This is a genomic window from Micromonospora wenchangensis (assembly GCF_002210435.1).
Lineage (GTDB): Bacteria > Actinomycetota > Actinomycetes > Mycobacteriales > Micromonosporaceae > Micromonospora > Micromonospora wenchangensis.
On record NZ_MZMV01000009.1, the window covers coordinates 97,658 to 112,483 of the forward strand.

The following is a 14,826-nucleotide window of genomic DNA, read 5'->3' on the forward strand; positions in this document are numbered from 1 at the left end:
CCAGCCACGGGCTGCTGCGCGTCCCACCCGGCCCGGTCCCGGCCCGGCCTGGTGATCAAGAGGTTCGCGTCAGGGCGGACGCCAGGCATGACGCGAACCTCTTGATCACCGGGGCAGAGCGGCGGGCGGCGGAGTGGCGGGCGGCGGGGCGGCGGGCGGCGGAGCGGCGGGAGAGAGGGGGGCGGTGAGGTAGCGGTGGATGGTGGGGCCGAGGGCGGCGGCCAGGGTGTCGGCGGTGGCGGAGGCGACCGGCTCCAGCCGGATGACGTAGCGCATCATGGCCAGTCCGATCATCTGGGTGGCGACCAGCCCACCGCGCAGCGGCAGCTCCGCCGGGTCCACGTCGAGCTGGTCGAGCACCCGGCGCAGCACCTGGGTGGTCAGGAACTCGCGCATCAGCCGGGCCGTCCACTCGCTGTTGGTCGCCGAACGCAGCAGCGCCACCGCCGCCCCACCGGCCGGCGAGTCCCACACCCCGAGGAACGTGCGGACGAGCCGTTCCCCGATCCCGTCCGGATCGCCGGCCAGCACGGCGGGCAGCAGCGCGCCCGGGTCGACCGGGATGTCGACGGTGGCCCGGAACAGCTCCTCCTTGCTGCCGAAGTAGTGGTGCACCAGGGCCGGGTCGACCCCGGCGGCGGTGGCGATCTGCCGGATCGAGGCCGCGTCGAAGCCGCGCTCGGCGAACGCCGACCGGGCAGCGGCGAGGATCGCCTCCCGGGTGTCCTGGTTGCCGGGGCGGCGGCCGGTGCGTCGGGCCACCGGGCTCACCCGCTGCGCCGGCGCAGGGTCGCCGCCGCCAGCACCAGGGCCAGCACCGCCGCGCCGGCCACGATCGACACGTCCCGCCACATCAGGCCGGTCGGTGCGGAGTGCGCGCCGACCTCCTGGAGCGCCTCCACCGCGTACGACAGGGGCAGCGCGTCGCTGACCGCCTGGAGCCAGCCGGCCATCTGGTCGCGCGGCACGAACAGCCCGCACAGCAGCAGTTGCGGGGCGACCACGACCGGCATGAACTGCACCGCCTGGAACTCGGTGCGGGCGAAGGCGCTGCAGAACAGCCCCAGCGCGACGGCGAGCACCGCGTTGACCGCGGCGATCAGCACGACCAGCCCGGCGGACCCGGCGGTGGTCAACCCGAGCAGCCGGTACGCCGCCGCGGCGGCGACGGTCGACTGCACCACCCCGGCCAGCCCGAACGCGATGCCGTAGCCGAACAGCAGGTCGAGCTTGCCCAGCGGGGTGGTGAGCAGCCGCTCCAGCGTCCCGCTGGTGCGTTCCCGCAGCATCGCGATGCTGGTCACCAGGAACATGATGATGAACGGGAAGAAGCCCAGCATCACCAGGGCCACCCGGTCGAAGGGGGACGGCGCACCGGGCGGGGCCGGCTGGTCGGCGTACATGAAGTAGACCAGGGTGAGCAGCACCGTCGGCACCACCACCAGCAGCGCCACCGTACGCCGGTCGTGCCGTAGCTGACGCAGGATGCGGCCGGTGGTGGCGGCCAGGATCGTCGGGTTCACGCCGCCTCCCCGGTGCCCGTCGGTTCCGCCCCGGCGGCCCGGATCAGCCGTAGGAACGCCTCCTCCAGGTCGTCCACCCCGGTGGCGGCGCGGACCGCGTCCGGGGTGTCGTCGGCGATCAGCCGGCCCTGGCGGATCAGCAGCAGCCGGTCGCAGCGGGCCGCCTCGTCCATCACGTGGCTGGACACCAGCAGGGTGGTGCCGGCGGCGGCCAGGGCGTGGAACCGGGCCCACAGGTCGGCCCGCAGCACCGGGTCCTGCCCGACGGTGGGCTCGTCGAGGACGACCAGTTCCGGCTCGCCGACCAGCGCACAGGCCAGTGAGGCCCGGCTGCGTTGCCCGCCGGAGAGGGTGCCGACCAGTTGGCCGGCGGCGGCGGCCAGGCCGACGTCGCCGACCGCCGCGTCGGCGTCGGCGGCGCTGCGCCCCTGGAGGGTGGCGAAGTAGCGGGCGTTCTCCCGGACGGTCAGGTCGGCGTAGACGCTGGGGGCCTGGGTCAGGTAGCCGACCCGGTGGCGCAGTTCGGCCGCGCCGGCCGGGTGGCCGAGCACGGTGACCGTGCCGGAGCTGATCGTCTGCACCCCGACGACGGCCCGCATCAGGGTGGTCTTGCCGCTGCCGCTCGGGCCGAGCAGCCCGGTGACCGTGCCGCGCGGCACCGTGCAGCCGATGCCGTCCAGCACCCGTCGTCGACCCCGGTCGACGACGAGGTCGCGGACGGCGATGGCGTCGTCCATCGCGCCTCCCTCGAAAACTCATCACCTGTTGAAATCAACGCTAGATGAATTACCCGCCGGCGCGCAACGGTTGACTTCGAGTGCGCTCGAACTGGAAGCCTGGACGGCGTGGACATCAGCACGCGGGAGCGGGGCCTGTCGGTCGGCGAGGCGGCGGCGCGGGTCGGCCTGACCACCTACACACTGCGCTGGTACGAACAGGAGGGGCTGGTCGCTCCGGTCGGCCGCGACTCGGCCGGCCGCCGCCGCTACACCGAGGCCGACCTGAACTGGCTGGTGCTGCTCACCCGGCTGCGCCGTACCGGGATGCCGGTGCGCGACATGCGCCGGTACGCCGAACTGGCCCGCCAGGGCGACCGGACGCGGGCCGCCCGCCGGGCGCTGTTCGAGGCCCACCGGGTCCGGGTACTGGCCCGGATGGCCGAACTGGAGGAGGACCTCAAGGTGCTCAACTACAAGATCGAAACCTATCGCTGCACGGAGGAGGGGCGATGATCCGTCGACGGATCGGGGCGGGCGGTCCGGAGGTCTCCGCCATCGGACTGGGCTGCATGGGCATGAGCTTCGCCTACGGCGGGCAGGACGACGCCGAGTCGACGCGTACCCTGCACCGCGCCCTCGACCTGGGCGTGAACCATCTCGACACCGCCGACATGTACGGCTTCGGCGCCAACGAGCGGCTGCTCGCCCCGGTGGTGCGGGCCCGCCGCGACGAGGTCTTCCTGGCCACCAAGTTCGGCAACCGGCCCCACGCCGACGGCTCCGGGGCGTACGTCGACAGCAGCGCCGCCTGGGCCCGCGAGGCCTGTGACGCCTCCCTCGGCCGGCTCGGCGTGGACACCATCGACCTGTACTACCTGCACCGCCGCGACCCGGGCACCCCGATCGAGGAGACCGTCACGGCGATGGCCGAGCTGGTCGCGGCGGGCAAGGTACGCCTGCTCGGCCTGTCCGAGGTCAGCCCGGCGACGCTGCGCACGGCCCACGCGGTGCACCCGGTCGCGGCCGTGCAGATGGAGTACTCCCTGTTCACCCGGGACGTCGAGGGGGAGATGCTGGACACCTGCCGGGAGTTGGGGGTGGCGCTGGTGGCGTACTCGCCGGTCGGGCGGGGGCTGCTCACCGGGGCGATCACCGGCCGGGACCAGCTCACCGAGGGTGACTGGCGGGCGGGGGCACCCCGCTTCGCGGCGGACAGCCTCGACGCCAACCTGCGGCTGGTGGCCGCCGTGCGGGCGGTGGCCGAGGAGATCGGCTGCACCCCGGCCCAGGCCGCCCTGGCCTGGCTGCTCGCCCAGGGCGAGGACGTGCTGCCGATCCCCGGCACCAAGCGGGTCCGCTACCTGGAGGAGAACGCCGCCGCCGCCGACCTGCGGCTCACCGCCGACCAGCAGGCCCGGCTACGGGAGGCGGTCCCCGTCGACGCGGTGGCCGGCGAGCGGTATCCGGCGGCCGGGATGCGGACGGTCGGGCACTAGCCCATCGATCGACATCTTCGGACACTTGGCTTCGGACCGGGCGTCAGCCTTCGGACCGGACAGGAAGTCCGCCTTCGGGCATTGCGCCCCGATCGGACCTACGGCACGATGGCGCGGTGGATCACGCTCCGTTGCCGGAGGCCGCCTTCCTGGCCGACTGGACCGACCGGCTGCGCGCGTCCGCCGAGCGCCCGGTGGTCGGGATCCTGCTGCGGGGCAGCCACGCCCGGCGGGCCGCCACCGCGTACAGCGACGTCGACCTCGACGTCCTGGTGAGCACGACCGGGCCCACCCCGGCGACGACGTCGGGCGGGCCCGGTCCGTGCCGCGCGTCGGCCCCGGCGGTCGCACCCGAGCAGGCCCGTGCGGCGGGCCGGTCCGCGCCGTTGGGGCCGCCGGGCCGGATGGGCGGCACGCGGCGCGGCGCGGCGACCGGACCGGCGGACCCACCGGGCGGGTCCGCCCGCGGTCGGTGGCCGACCGGGACGCCGTACGACGCCCGCCGGGCCTACCTCGCCGAGGTCGACGGGCGGATCGTGCACGTGTCGGTGGCCGCCCGGGACGTCCGGACCTGGGTCGACCGGCTCGGCGAACCGGCCGACTGGGCGTTCGGACTGCCGGTGACCACCCCCACCCGGCTGCTCTGGGCCGACCCGACCTGGCGTCGCCGGATCGACCTGCCGGTGCTCTGCCAGCCCGCCGACCAGCCCCGCCTGGAGGAGTTGGTGGCCACCCTCGGCAAGGTGGCCGGGGCGCTGGCCGCCGACGACCCGTGCGGCGTCCGGCTGGCCGCCGCCGACCTGGCCCGGCTCTGCCCGTCCGTGCTGCGCCCGGCCAACCCGGGGGTGCGGGTGGCGTCCCGCCGGGCCGCCTTCGCCGCCGCCCTGGACCTGCCGGTCGCGCCGCCCGGCTACCGCGACGACATGCTGCTCTGCCTGGGGGTACGCCCCGGCGGCACCGTCGAGGTCGGTGTCGCCGCCGCCCGCCTGGTCAGCGGGGTGCTCCCGCTGGTGCGCCCGTACGCCGACCGGGTCGCCGAGACCGCCGGCCCGGACCTCGCCCGCGCCCTGTGCGACGGCCGGCTGGAGCGGTACGTCGCCCAGCTGTCCCGGGCGGTCGGGGACGGCCCGCAGGTGCCCGCGCCGCGTGCGGGACAATCGGTAACTGTGCCCGTACCTGACTCTTCCCCCCGCGACGGCGGACCCGGTGGCGCGGTCCGCCCCTCCCGTCTCGACCCGGCCGTCGCCGCCCGGCTGCGCCGCACCCCCGACGGCCTGGTCGCCGCGGTCGTGCGCCAGCACGACACCGGCGAGGTGCTGATGGTCGCCTGGATGGACGACGAGGCGCTGCACCGCACCCTCACCACCGGCCGGGCCACCTACTGGTCGCGCAGCCGGCAGGAGTACTGGGTCAAGGGCGCCACCTCCGGCCACCACCAGTACGTCCGCTCGGTGGCGCTGGACTGCGACGGCGACGCGCTGCTGGTCGGCGTGGACCAGGTCGGCGCGGCCTGCCACACCGGCGAGCGCACCTGCTTCTTCACCGAACTCCCGGTGGTGCAGGGGGTCCGACCGTGACCGACGGTGCGCTCAGTCCCGACCTGGCGGGCTTCGTCGAGGCGGCGGCCCGGTGGCGGGTGGTGCCGGTGACCCGGCGGCTGCTGGCCGACGCGGAGACCCCGGTGGGGGTCTACCGCAAGCTGGCCGGTGGGCCGGGCACCTTCCTGCTGGAGTCCGCCGAGCAGGGCGTCGGCTCGGCCGGCATGGCCTGGTCGCGCTACTCGTTCATCGGGGTGCGCAGCAGCGCCACCCTGGTCGAACGGGACGGCGTCGCGCAGTGGACCGGCACCCCGCCGGCCGGCGTGCCGGTCTCCGGCGACCCGGTGCACGTGCTGCGGGAGACCGTCGCGGCGCTCGCCGGTGGGACGCCCGACCCGGCCGCCGGCCTGCCGCCGCTGACGGGCGGCATGGTGGGCTACCTGGGGTACGACCTGATCCGCCGGTTCGAGCGGCTGCCCGAGCTGACCGAGGACGACCTGGGCCTGCCGGAGCTGGGCATGATGCTCGCCACCGACCTGGTGGTGCTGGACCACTACGACGGCTCGGCGATCCTGGTCGCCAACGCGGTGCTGCCGCCGCTGGATGACCCGGACCGGGCCGAGCGGGTCACCGCCGCCTACCACCACGCGGTGGGGCGGCTCGACGCGATGACCACCGCGCTGTCCCGACCGATTCCGCCCATGATCTCGACGGTGGGCCGGCCGCCGGCCGGCGACGTGGTCAGCCGCACCCCTGACGGCGGCTACCCGAAGGCGGTCGAGGCGGCGAAGGAGGCGATCCGGGCCGGCGAGTGCTTCCAGATCGTGCTGGCCCAGCGGTTCGAGCGGGCCACCGACGCCGACCCGCTGGACGTCTACCGGGTGCTGCGCACGACCAACCCGAGCCCGTACATGTACCTGCTCCGGTTCGACGGGTTCGACATCGTCGGCTCGTCCCCGGAGGCGCACCTCAAGGTCAACGCCGACACCGACGGGCAGCGCCGGGCGATGCTGCACCCGATCGCCGGCACCCGGCCGCGCGGGGCCACCCCGGTCGCCGACGCCCGGCTCGCCACCGAACTGCTGGCCGACCCGAAGGAACGCGCCGAGCACGTGATGCTCGTCGACCTGGGCCGCAACGACCTGGGCCGGGTGTGCCGGCCGGGCACCGTGCAGGTGCCGGAGTTCGCCACCATCGAGCGGTACAGCCACGTGATGCACATCGTCTCCACGGTGGTGGGCACCCTGCGCGACGACCGGACGGCGTTCGACGCGCTGGCCGCCACCTTCCCCGCCGGCACCCTGTCCGGGGCGCCGAAGGTGCGGGCCATGGAGATCATCGAGGGGCTGGAGCCGGTGCGCCGGGGCCTCTACGGCGGCACCGTCGGCTACTTCGGGTTCGGCGGAGACCTCGACATGGCGATCGCGATCCGGACCGCGCTGATCCGCGACGGCCGGGCGTACGTGCAGGCCGGGGCGGGGGTGGTGGCCGATTCCGATCCGGCCGCCGAGGACCAGGAGACCCGGAACAAGGCCGCCGCCGTGCTGGCCGCCATCGCCGCCGCCGAGACCCTGCGACCGGCGCGGTGAGCGGCACCGGGGCCGCCGCGACGACGGCGACCGACGGCCCGTCGACCGGCCGGCGCGAGCTGACGTACGCGGTGCTGCTCTGCCTGGCCGGCGCGGGTCTGGCGGCCTGGGCGGCGACCCGGACCTGGTCGGTGGAGGTGGTCGCCCGGGGCGCGCTGCCGTCGAGCCGGCAGGAGCGTTCCGGTGCGGACCTGCTGCCGTGGCTGTCGGCGCTGGCGCTCGTCGCGTTGGCCGGCGGCGGCGCGGTGCTGGCCACCCGGGGGCTGGTCCGGCGGCTGCTGGGCGGCCTGGTCGCCCTGCTCGGCCTGGCGGTGGCGGCCGGTGGCGGCTACGGGCTGGTCGCCACCGGCGGCGTCGAGGTGCACCGGCAGTGGCCGGCGCTCTGCCTGCTCGGCGGGCTGGTGGCGGCCGGTGGGGGGCTGCTCACCGCGCGCCGCGGCGCGGCCTGGCCGGCGATGGGTGCCCGCTACGAGCGGACGGTCCGCGCCGACGGGCCGGCCGGCCGGCCGATCGCCGAGGGGGGCAACCGGGAGGCGTGGGATGCGCTGGACCGGGGTGAGGACCCGACGGTCAGCTGACCGGCTGCGGCGCGCGGGCGGCCTGCCGGTCCCGGGTCGCGGCCCGGCTCGCGGCCAGCTCGGCGACCAGGCGGTCCAGGGCGGCGCGCTGGTCGGCGCGGGCCCGGTCGGCGCAGACCGCCTCCCAGGCGTTGCCCCGCGCGGTACGCACCCGGCCCTCGCCCACCACGACGCGTTCGACGGTGTGCACCACCTCGACGGCCAGCGAGGCGACGGTCCGGGAGATGGTGGTGAGTCCGATGCCGGCGTTCGGCCCCGCAGTGCTCATAGGTCACCCCGCACGATGAGATCCGATGGTGGGCAGGCGCATCGTCGAGTCTGCCCGACACCGATGCTGCCGGGCTCACGTTTCGCCCGGGTGACGGCCCGGTCAACGGCCCCCACCTGCGCGGCACGGCCCTTCTTGAGCTTGGTCACAGCCGTCGGGCCGCTCCCGTCGAGCTGCGCGCCGGGCCCGGGCGTGATCTCATAGCGTATGGGCATCGATCGATGGTCTGGGGCGTCCCGGACGACGGGTGTCGATGACACCCACCGACGGGTCCGGTGGCGCTGCGTGACATTCCGTTCACCGGAGGTCCGGCATCATGCCACAGCCCATCTCGTGAGGAGCGCCATACCCCCGGCGACTGTCGCCAGGTGGCGCCCCCTAGCATCGGCCCATGACACCCGGAGAGGGGAGTCCGTTGGTGACTGCTGAGCATGCGCACGCAGAGGGGGACGGGGCCGGTTCGGCGGCGTCCGGAAGCGTGCTCGACGAGATCCTGGCCGGCGTCCGTGAGGACGTGGCCCGGCGGCAGGAGCAGCTTCCGCTGGAGCGGCTGCGGGAACTGGCCGCCGCCGCGCCACCACCGCTGGACGCGTACGCGGCCCTGCGCAAGCCCGGCGTGGCCGTGATCGCCGAGGTGAAGCGTTCCTCGCCGAGCCGGGGCCGGCTGGCCGAGATCGCCGACCCGGCCGAACTGGCCGGTGAGTACGCCTCCGGCGGCGCGCGGGCGATCAGTGTGCTGACCGAGGGGCGCTGGTTCGGCGGTTCCCTCGACGACCTGGCGGCCGTGCGGGCCGCCGTGCAGGTGCCGGTCCTGCGCAAGGACTTCGTGGTCTCCAGCTACCAGGTGCACGAGGCGCGGGCGCACGGTGCCGACCTGGTGCTGCTGATCGTCGCCGCGCTGGAGCAGAACGCCCTGGTCGGGCTGCTGGAGCGGATCGAGTCGCTGGGCATGTGCGCGCTGGTCGAGGTGCACACCGAGGAGGAGGCCGACCGGGCCCTGGAGGCCGGCGCGCAGGTGATCGGGGTCAACGCCCGTGACCTGCGTACTCTGGAGGTCGACCGGTCGGTGTTCGAGCGGATCGCCCCCGGCCTGCCCAGCAGCGTCGTCAAGATCGCCGAGTCGGGGGTGCGGGGCCCGCACGACCTGATCCGGTACGCCTCGGCCGGCGCCGACGCCGTGCTGGTGGGCGAGGGGCTGGTCACCCAGAAGAGCCCCCGCGAGGCGGTCGCCGAGCTGGTCAACGCCGGGAACCACCCGGCCACGCCCCGCCCGGCGCGCTGACCCCGACGGGCAGATCCGCGCAGCGAGAGGACATCGCGATGAGCGAGCGATTCGTCACCGGCGACGCGACGGTGCGTCGGCGCGCGACCGGCCGGGGAGCGGCGGCGTGAGCGCCGGGGAGACGGCCGAGCGGTTCCCCGACTCCGCCGGCCACTTCGGCCGCTTCGGTGGCCGGTTCGTTCCCGAGGCGCTGGTCGCGGCGCTCGACGAGCTGGACGCCGCGTACCGCAAGGCGATGACCGACGAGGAGTTCCGCGCCGAGTTCGACGCCCTGCTGCGCGACTACGCCGGCACCCCCTCGCTGCTCTACCCCGCCGAGCGGTTCTCCGCCAAGGTCGGTGCCCGGGTGCTGCTCAAGCGGGAGGACCTCAACCACACCGGCGCGCACAAGGTGCGCAACGTGCTGGGCCAGGCGCTGCTCACCAGGCGGATGGGCAAGCGCCGGGTGATCGCCGAGACCGGCGCCGGTCAGCACGGGGTGGCCACCGCCACCGCCGCCGCCCTGTTCGACCTCGAGTGCGTGGTCTACATGGGCGAGGTGGACACCGAGCGGCAGGCGCTCAACGTGGCCCGGATGCGGATGCTCGGCGCGACCGTGATCCCGGTGACCACCGGCTCGCGCACCCTCAAGGACGCGATGAACGAGGCGATGCGGGACTGGGTCGCCAACGTCGACGACACCCACTACCTGATCGGCACCGCCGCCGGCCCGCACCCGTTCCCGGAGCTGGTCCGGGACTTCGTGCGCGGCATCGGCGACGAGGCCCGCCGGCAGTGCCTCGACCTGACCGGCGCGCTGCCCGACGCGGTGCTGGCCTGCGTCGGGGGCGGCTCCAACGCGCTGGGCATCTTCCACGCGTTCGTCCCCGACACCGACGTGCGGTTGTACGGCTTCGAGGCCGGCGGCGAGGGCGTGGACACCGACCGGCACGCCGCCAGCATCACCGGCGGCACCCCGGGGGTGCTGCACGGCGCCCGCACGTACGTGCTGCAGAACGCCGACGGTCAGACCATCGAGTCGCACTCGATCTCCGCGGGTCTGGACTACCCCGGCGTCGGCCCGGAGCACGCCTGGCTGCACGACAGCGGCCGGGCCCGCTACCAGCCGGTGACCGACGCCGAGGCGATGGCCGCGTTCGAGCTGCTCTGCCGCACCGAGGGGATCATCCCGGCGATCGAGAGCGCGCACGCCCTGGCCGGCGCGGTGCAGATCGCCCCGCAGCTCGCCGCCGAACTGGGCCGGGAACCGGTCCTGGTGGTCAACCTCTCCGGTCGGGGCGACAAGGACGTGCACACCGCCGGCGAGTACTTCGGCATCCTCGACAAGGAGCAGTGAGACCGTGAGCCGGATCGGGGTGGCCTTCGACAAGGCCCGCGCCGACGGGCGGGCCGTCCTGGTCGGCTGCATGCCGGCCGGGTTCCCGACCGTCGACGGCAGCATCGCCGCGATGACCGCGATGGTCGAGGCCGGGGTGGACGTCATCGAGGTGGAGATCCCCTACTCCGACCCGGTGATGGACGGCCCGGTGATCCAGAAGGCCAGCGACATCGCCCTGGCCGGTGGCGTCCGCACCGCCGACACGCTGCGCATCATCGAGGCGGTCGCGGCCACCGGTGCCCCGGTGGTCACCATGACCTACTGGAACCCGATCGAGCAGTACGGGGTGGACGCGTTCGCCCGGGACCTGGCCGCCGCCGGGGGCACCGGCCTGATCACCCCCGACCTGATCCCCGAGGAGGCCGGCGAGTGGCTGGCCGCCTCGGAGGCGTACGGCCTGGACCGGACGTTCCTGGTCTCCCCGTCGTCGACCGACGCCCGGCTGCGGATGACCGTCGAGCACTGCCGGGGCTTCGTCTACGCGACCGCCATCATGGGGGTCACCGGGGCCCGGTCGCAGACCTCCGACGCCGCACCGGTGCTGGTTTCCCGGGTGCGGGAGGCCACCGAACTGCCCGTCGGGGTGGGGCTCGGTGTCGGCACCGGCGCGCAGGCGGCCACCGTCGCCGGGTACGCCGACGGGGTGATCGTGGGCAGCGCGCTGATCCGCCGGCTGCTGGACGCGCCGGACCTCGACGCGGGGCTGGCCGCCCTGCGTACCCTCTCCGCCGAACTCGCCGAGGGCGTCCGCAACCCGGCCCGCTGACCCCCGCCCCGACGCCTGGTGATCGCACCGGCGTGCCGGCGACCCGACGGTCCCCCCGACGAGGGGGTGCCGGCGTGCCGCCGGCCGGGGTGGCGTGCGCGGATCACCGGGCCGGACCACGGCGCGGCCGGTCGGGCCGGGGTCCGACCGGACCGGGGTGCCACGGCGGGCGTCCGCAGCGGTAGCCTGTTCCCCCGTGACCCTCGTCTCGATGACGCCCCTGGCGGCGCTGCCCAGCCCGACCACCGCCGTCTGGCAGCTCGGGCCGGTCCCGCTGCGGGCGTACGCCCTCTGCATCGTCGCCGGCATCGTGGTCGCCTGCCTGGTGACCGAGCATCGGCTGCGCCAGCGCGGCGTCGCCCCCGGCGCGGTGCTCGACATCGCGGTGTGGGCGGTCCCGACCGGCATCATCGGCGCCCGGATCTACCACGTCGTCACCTCCCCCGAGAAGTACTTCGGCACCGGTGGCGACCCGTGGAAGGCGTTCGCCATCTGGGAGGGCGGCCTCGGCATCTGGGGGGCCGTGGCCGGTGGCGCGGTCGGCGCGTGGATCGCCGCCCGGCAGCTCGGCATCCCGCTGACGGTGGTGGCCGACGCCCTGGCCCCGGGCCTGCCGCTGGCCCAGGCGGTGGGCCGACTGGGCAACTGGTTCAACAACGAGCTGTACGGCGGGCGGACCACCCTGCCGTGGGGCCTGGAGATCCACCGGATGGACCCGGACAACCCCGGGCACGCGCTGCGCGACGACGCCAACCAGCCCATCCTGGAACCCGGCCTCTACCATCCGACGTTCGCCTACGAGGCGCTGTGGAACCTCGGCGTCGCCGGCCTGGTGTTCGCCCTGGACCGGCGGTTCGGGTTCGGGCGCGGCCGGGCCTTCGCGCTCTACGTGATGGGCTACACCGCCGGCCGGTTCTGGATCGAGCTGATGCGCACCGACGAGGCGAACCACATCCTCGGTCTGCGGCTCAACGTGTGGACCGCCGGCCTGGTCTTCCTCGGTGCGTTGATCTACTTCCTGCGGGTGCGTGGGCCCCGCGAGTTCCTGATCCCGCTCGACGCCCCCGCCGCCGTTCCCGCCACCGACGGCGCCGGGAGCGACGTCTCCCAGGTCGACCTCGCCGCCACCGGCAAGGGGGGCCCGACGGCCCCCCCGCCTGGGTACCGGGTGGTCGACGAGGAACAGTTCACCGCGTACCGGGAGAGCGGGGTGCTGCCCGACGCAGCGGACGGTCCGGCGGCCGACGACGGGGTCGACCGGCCGGCGGCCGGTGATACCCCTGCCGACCCCGACGACCGGTCCACCGGCGACGAGCCCGCCGGAGCCGACCGGTCCGCCGGTGCCGCCGGCCGGTCCACCGACCGGGACAGCTGAGCGGGCGCGGCGTGCGCAGCGCGGTGGTGGTCGGTGCCGGCCTCGGCGGTCTGGCGGTGGCCGGCGCGCTGGCCCGCTCCGGGTGGCGGGTCACCCTGCTGGAACGGGCCGACCGGGTGCGCCCGGAACCCACCGCCGTGGTGCTGTGGCCCAACGGGGTACGCGCGTTGCAGGTGCTCGGCGTCGGTGCCGGCCTGGACGCCATCGCGACCCCGCTGCCTGACGGCGGTATCCGCCGCCCCGACGGTCACTGGCTGGTGCAGCCCCGGCCCACCCCGGCCGACCGGATGCCGGTGGTGGTGCACCGGGAGGACCTGCACGACGCGCTGATCGCCGGCCTCGGCGAGCGGGTCGAGCTGCGCACCGGGGTCGCCGTGGACCACGTCCGGGCCGATGCCGCCGAGCGGCCCGGGGTGGGGTGGAACGGCCAGTTCGTCGAGGCGGACCTGGTCGTCGCCGCCGACGGCACGGACAGCGTGCTGCGCCGCCAGCTCGCCCCCGAGGCCGCCGTGGTCAGCTCCGGCTGTGCCGCCTGGCGGGCGGTGATCCCCTGGTACCGGGCCCCCGTGCCGGCCGACAAGCCGGTCGGGGGCGAGGTGCTGGGCGCCGGCTACCGGTTCGTGGCCGCCTCGCTGGGGGAGCGCGGCTCCTCCGGGGCGTCCCGCCGGGGTGGCGTCTACTGGGTGGCGACCGCCGCCGGGGCACCCCGGCCGGAGCCCCCGCAGACCCAGCTCGCCCTCCTGCAACGCTGGTTCGCCGGCTGGCCCGCGCCGATCGGTGAGCTGCTGGCCGCCACCGAACCCGCCGACCTGGTGCAGCAGGAGATCCGTGAGCTGCGCCCGCTGCCCCGCTCGTACGGCTTCCCGGCCGGGCCGGGCGGGGTGGTGCTGCTCGGTGACGCCGCCCACGCCATGCCACCGCACCTCGGGCAGGGCGCCTGCCTGGCGTTCGAGGACGCGGCCACCCTGTCGTCGTTGCTGCGCGAGTCCCGGCTCCCCGACGCCGTGCTGGCGTACGACCGGGTGCGGCGGCCCCGCGCGGCCACCGTGGTCCGGCAGACCCGGCGGATGTCGGCGGTGCTCCAGACCCGGGGTCGGCTGGCCCTGCGCGCCCGCGACGCGGCCCTCGGCACGATCACCCCCCGGCTGCTCTCCGGTGCCGCCGCCACCGCCGCCACCTGGCGTCCCCCCACCCCCTGACCCCCTCCCACCCGCCCACGCCGCGCGCCGCCTTCGGGCGGTGATCAAGAGGTTTGCGTCACGGTGAGCGCCCGAGGTGACGCAAACCTCTTGATCAACCCGCAAACCTCTTGATCACCGGGGTGAGGGCCGGGTCAGGGCGGGTCAGATGAGGGCGGTGGGTTCGGCGATGCAGGCGGTGCCGATGCGGCGGAAGCCGACGCGCAGGTAGATCCGGGCGACGTCCTCGCTGCCGGCGGAGAGGAAGACCAGGTCGGTGCCGGCGGCGCGCAGGGTGCGGGCCAGGGTGGCGGTGACCGCGGCGGCGAGCCCCCGGCGGCGGGCGGCCGGCAGGGTGGCCACCCCGGCGATCTCGGCGACGTCGGCGACCCGCATCGCCATCCCGCTGGCCAGCACCCCGTCCTGCGGCGTGCCGGCGACCGCCGACAGCCGGCGGCCGGCGGCGATCGCGGCCCGCTCCTCGTCCAGCGCGGCCACGTCAAGCTCGGTCATCGCGGCGTCCCGTTCGGCCGGGCCGGCGTCGCCGGGGACGGTGCCGGCGGCGGAGAAGCCGACCGCGGCGACCGCGCGCCGGGCCGCCACGTCGAGCGCGAAGCTGGGCGCGTCCGGGTCCAGCACCCGCACCGGTACGTCGGTGAGCGTCGCCGGGTCGGGCGGGTCGGCCTGCGGGTCGAGCACCATCAGCGGGGCCTCCAGCACGCCCAGGCCGGCGGCGCGGGCGGTGGTGAGCAGGTCCGGGGTGGTCTCGTGCACCCACTCGAAGGCCTCCGGCAGGCCCAGCTCACGCTGCCGTTCCCGGACGGTGTGCAGGTCGGCCAGCGACGGTGGGGCGTCGGCGTCGAGGCGGGGGCGGGCGTAGAACGGCCAACCGGCCCCCTCCCGGGCGAACAGCACCAGACCGCCGTGTTCCTCGGCGCGGGCGGCGTCGCGGGGCACCGCGTCGTAGAAGCGTTCCAACCGGTCGAACAGGTCGCGGTGCGCAGGATCCACCGCGCGAGACTACACGTCCCAGAGTCTGGAAGGTGTGATCAATCCGCACTGGCCCTGCCCGGGTCGCCCTAACGTAGACTCAACAGACCGCCCAGGGCCGACGTCGTCCCGACCATGAGAAAACC

At 75.3% G+C, this 14,826-nt stretch carries 15 protein-coding genes and 1 pseudogene; 11 read left to right on the forward strand and 5 right to left on the reverse strand.

Annotated elements, in window-relative coordinates; genetic code table 11:
- Nucleotides 1-105: 105 nt before the first annotated feature.
- From B5D80_RS07620 to B5D80_RS07630, 3 genes are read right to left on the reverse strand one after another with little or no spacing between them, the layout of a single operon-like run.
- Nucleotides 106-762, reverse strand: coding sequence for a TetR/AcrR family transcriptional regulator (locus tag B5D80_RS07620; RefSeq protein ID WP_088643140.1), 657 nt, complete (start codon nt 760-762; stop codon nt 106-108).
- Between the two features lie 5 nt (nt 763-767).
- Nucleotides 768-1,523, reverse strand: coding sequence for an ABC transporter permease (locus B5D80_RS07625; RefSeq protein WP_088643074.1), 756 nt, complete (start codon nt 1,521-1,523; stop codon nt 768-770).
- A complete protein-coding gene (locus B5D80_RS07630) occupies nt 1,520-2,260 on the reverse strand; it encodes an ABC transporter ATP-binding protein (protein WP_088643075.1) in 741 nt (246 codons plus the stop codon). Before B5D80_RS07630 ends, B5D80_RS07625 begins: the two co-directional genes overlap by 4 nt.
- A gap of 108 nt (nt 2,261-2,368) precedes the next feature.
- Here B5D80_RS07630 and B5D80_RS07635 point away from each other — a divergent pair, with 108 nt between their 5' ends.
- From B5D80_RS07635 to B5D80_RS07655, 6 genes and pseudogenes are all read left to right on the forward strand, one after another.
- The gene (locus B5D80_RS07635; RefSeq protein ID WP_088643076.1) at nt 2,369-2,755 is read left to right on the forward strand and encodes a MerR family transcriptional regulator; all 387 of its coding nucleotides are present in this window, start codon (nt 2,369-2,371) and stop codon (nt 2,753-2,755) included.
- Nucleotides 2,752-3,738, forward strand: coding sequence for an aldo/keto reductase (locus B5D80_RS07640; protein ID WP_088643077.1), 987 nt, complete (start codon nt 2,752-2,754; stop codon nt 3,736-3,738). The genes B5D80_RS07635 and B5D80_RS07640 overlap by 4 nt, the downstream gene beginning before the upstream one ends.
- A 404-nt stretch (nt 3,739-4,142) precedes the next feature.
- Nucleotides 4,143-4,724, forward strand: a pseudogene (locus B5D80_RS34760) (phosphoribosyl-AMP cyclohydrolase); the annotation flags it as partial.
- A gap of 147 nt (nt 4,725-4,871) precedes the next feature.
- Entirely contained in the window at nt 4,872-5,315 is a 444-nt protein-coding gene (hisI, locus tag B5D80_RS34205; RefSeq protein ID WP_421486875.1) for a phosphoribosyl-AMP cyclohydrolase, read from the forward strand.
- Nucleotides 5,312-6,865, forward strand: a complete 1,554-nt coding sequence (locus B5D80_RS07650) for an anthranilate synthase component I (protein WP_088643078.1) — start codon at nt 5,312-5,314, stop codon at nt 6,863-6,865. The genes hisI and B5D80_RS07650 overlap by 4 nt, the downstream gene beginning before the upstream one ends.
- Nucleotides 6,862-7,443: a Trp biosynthesis-associated membrane protein gene (locus B5D80_RS07655; RefSeq protein ID WP_088643079.1), complete on the forward strand. Its 582-nt coding sequence runs from the start codon at nt 6,862-6,864 to the stop codon at nt 7,441-7,443. The genes B5D80_RS07650 and B5D80_RS07655 overlap by 4 nt, the downstream gene beginning before the upstream one ends.
- On the opposite strand, the gene B5D80_RS07660 is transcribed toward B5D80_RS07655, so the two are convergent.
- The gene (locus tag B5D80_RS07660; RefSeq protein WP_088643080.1) at nt 7,436-7,711 is read right to left on the reverse strand and encodes a hypothetical protein; all 276 of its coding nucleotides are present in this window, start codon (nt 7,709-7,711) and stop codon (nt 7,436-7,438) included. The two genes, B5D80_RS07655 and B5D80_RS07660, sit on opposite strands and share 8 nt — an antisense overlap.
- Nucleotides 7,712-8,189: 478 nt before the next feature.
- Between B5D80_RS07660 and trpC the strand changes: the two genes are divergently transcribed.
- The 5 genes from trpC to B5D80_RS07685 all read left to right on the forward strand — a co-directional run bounded on the left by trpC (nt 8,190) and on the right by B5D80_RS07685 (nt 13,711).
- The gene (trpC, locus tag B5D80_RS07665; protein WP_176738808.1) at nt 8,190-8,993 is read left to right on the forward strand and encodes an indole-3-glycerol phosphate synthase TrpC; all 804 of its coding nucleotides are present in this window, start codon (nt 8,190-8,192) and stop codon (nt 8,991-8,993) included.
- Nucleotides 8,994-9,099: 106 nt separating this feature from the next.
- Nucleotides 9,100-10,329, forward strand: a complete 1,230-nt coding sequence (gene trpB, locus B5D80_RS07670) for a tryptophan synthase subunit beta (protein WP_088643082.1) — start codon at nt 9,100-9,102, stop codon at nt 10,327-10,329.
- Nucleotides 10,330-10,333: 4 nt separating this feature from the next.
- Nucleotides 10,334-11,137 carry a tryptophan synthase subunit alpha gene (gene trpA / locus B5D80_RS07675; RefSeq protein WP_088643083.1) on the forward strand — a complete coding sequence of 268 codons (804 nt, stop codon included), beginning with the start codon at nt 10,334-10,336 and terminating at the stop codon, nt 11,135-11,137.
- Between the two features lie 196 nt (nt 11,138-11,333).
- Entirely contained in the window at nt 11,334-12,512 is a 1,179-nt protein-coding gene (gene lgt, locus B5D80_RS07680) for a prolipoprotein diacylglyceryl transferase (protein ID WP_169733042.1), read from the forward strand.
- An 11-nt stretch (nt 12,513-12,523) separates the two neighbouring features.
- Nucleotides 12,524-13,711 carry an FAD-dependent oxidoreductase gene (locus B5D80_RS07685; protein ID WP_088643084.1) on the forward strand — a complete coding sequence of 396 codons (1,188 nt, stop codon included), beginning with the start codon at nt 12,524-12,526 and terminating at the stop codon, nt 13,709-13,711.
- Nucleotides 13,712-13,855: 144 nt separating this feature from the next.
- Here the strand turns inward: B5D80_RS07685 and B5D80_RS07690 are convergent, their stop codons facing one another.
- The gene (locus tag B5D80_RS07690; protein WP_088643085.1) at nt 13,856-14,701 is read right to left on the reverse strand and encodes a GNAT family N-acetyltransferase; all 846 of its coding nucleotides are present in this window, start codon (nt 14,699-14,701) and stop codon (nt 13,856-13,858) included.
- Nucleotides 14,702-14,826 lie beyond the last annotated feature (125 nt).

What these genes read in the sequence shown, in the direction of transcription:
- B5D80_RS07630 (WP_088643075.1), bottom strand. Translation starts at nt 2,260, where the DNA reads ATGGACGACGCCATCGCCGTCCGCGACCTCGTCGTCGACCGGGGTCGA.
- B5D80_RS07640 (WP_088643077.1), top strand. Translation starts at nt 2,752, where the DNA reads ATGATCCGTCGACGGATCGGGGCGGGCGGTCCGGAGGTCTCCGCCATC.
- B5D80_RS07660 (WP_088643080.1), bottom strand. Translation starts at nt 7,711, where the DNA reads ATGAGCACTGCGGGGCCGAACGCCGGCATCGGACTCACCACCATCTCC.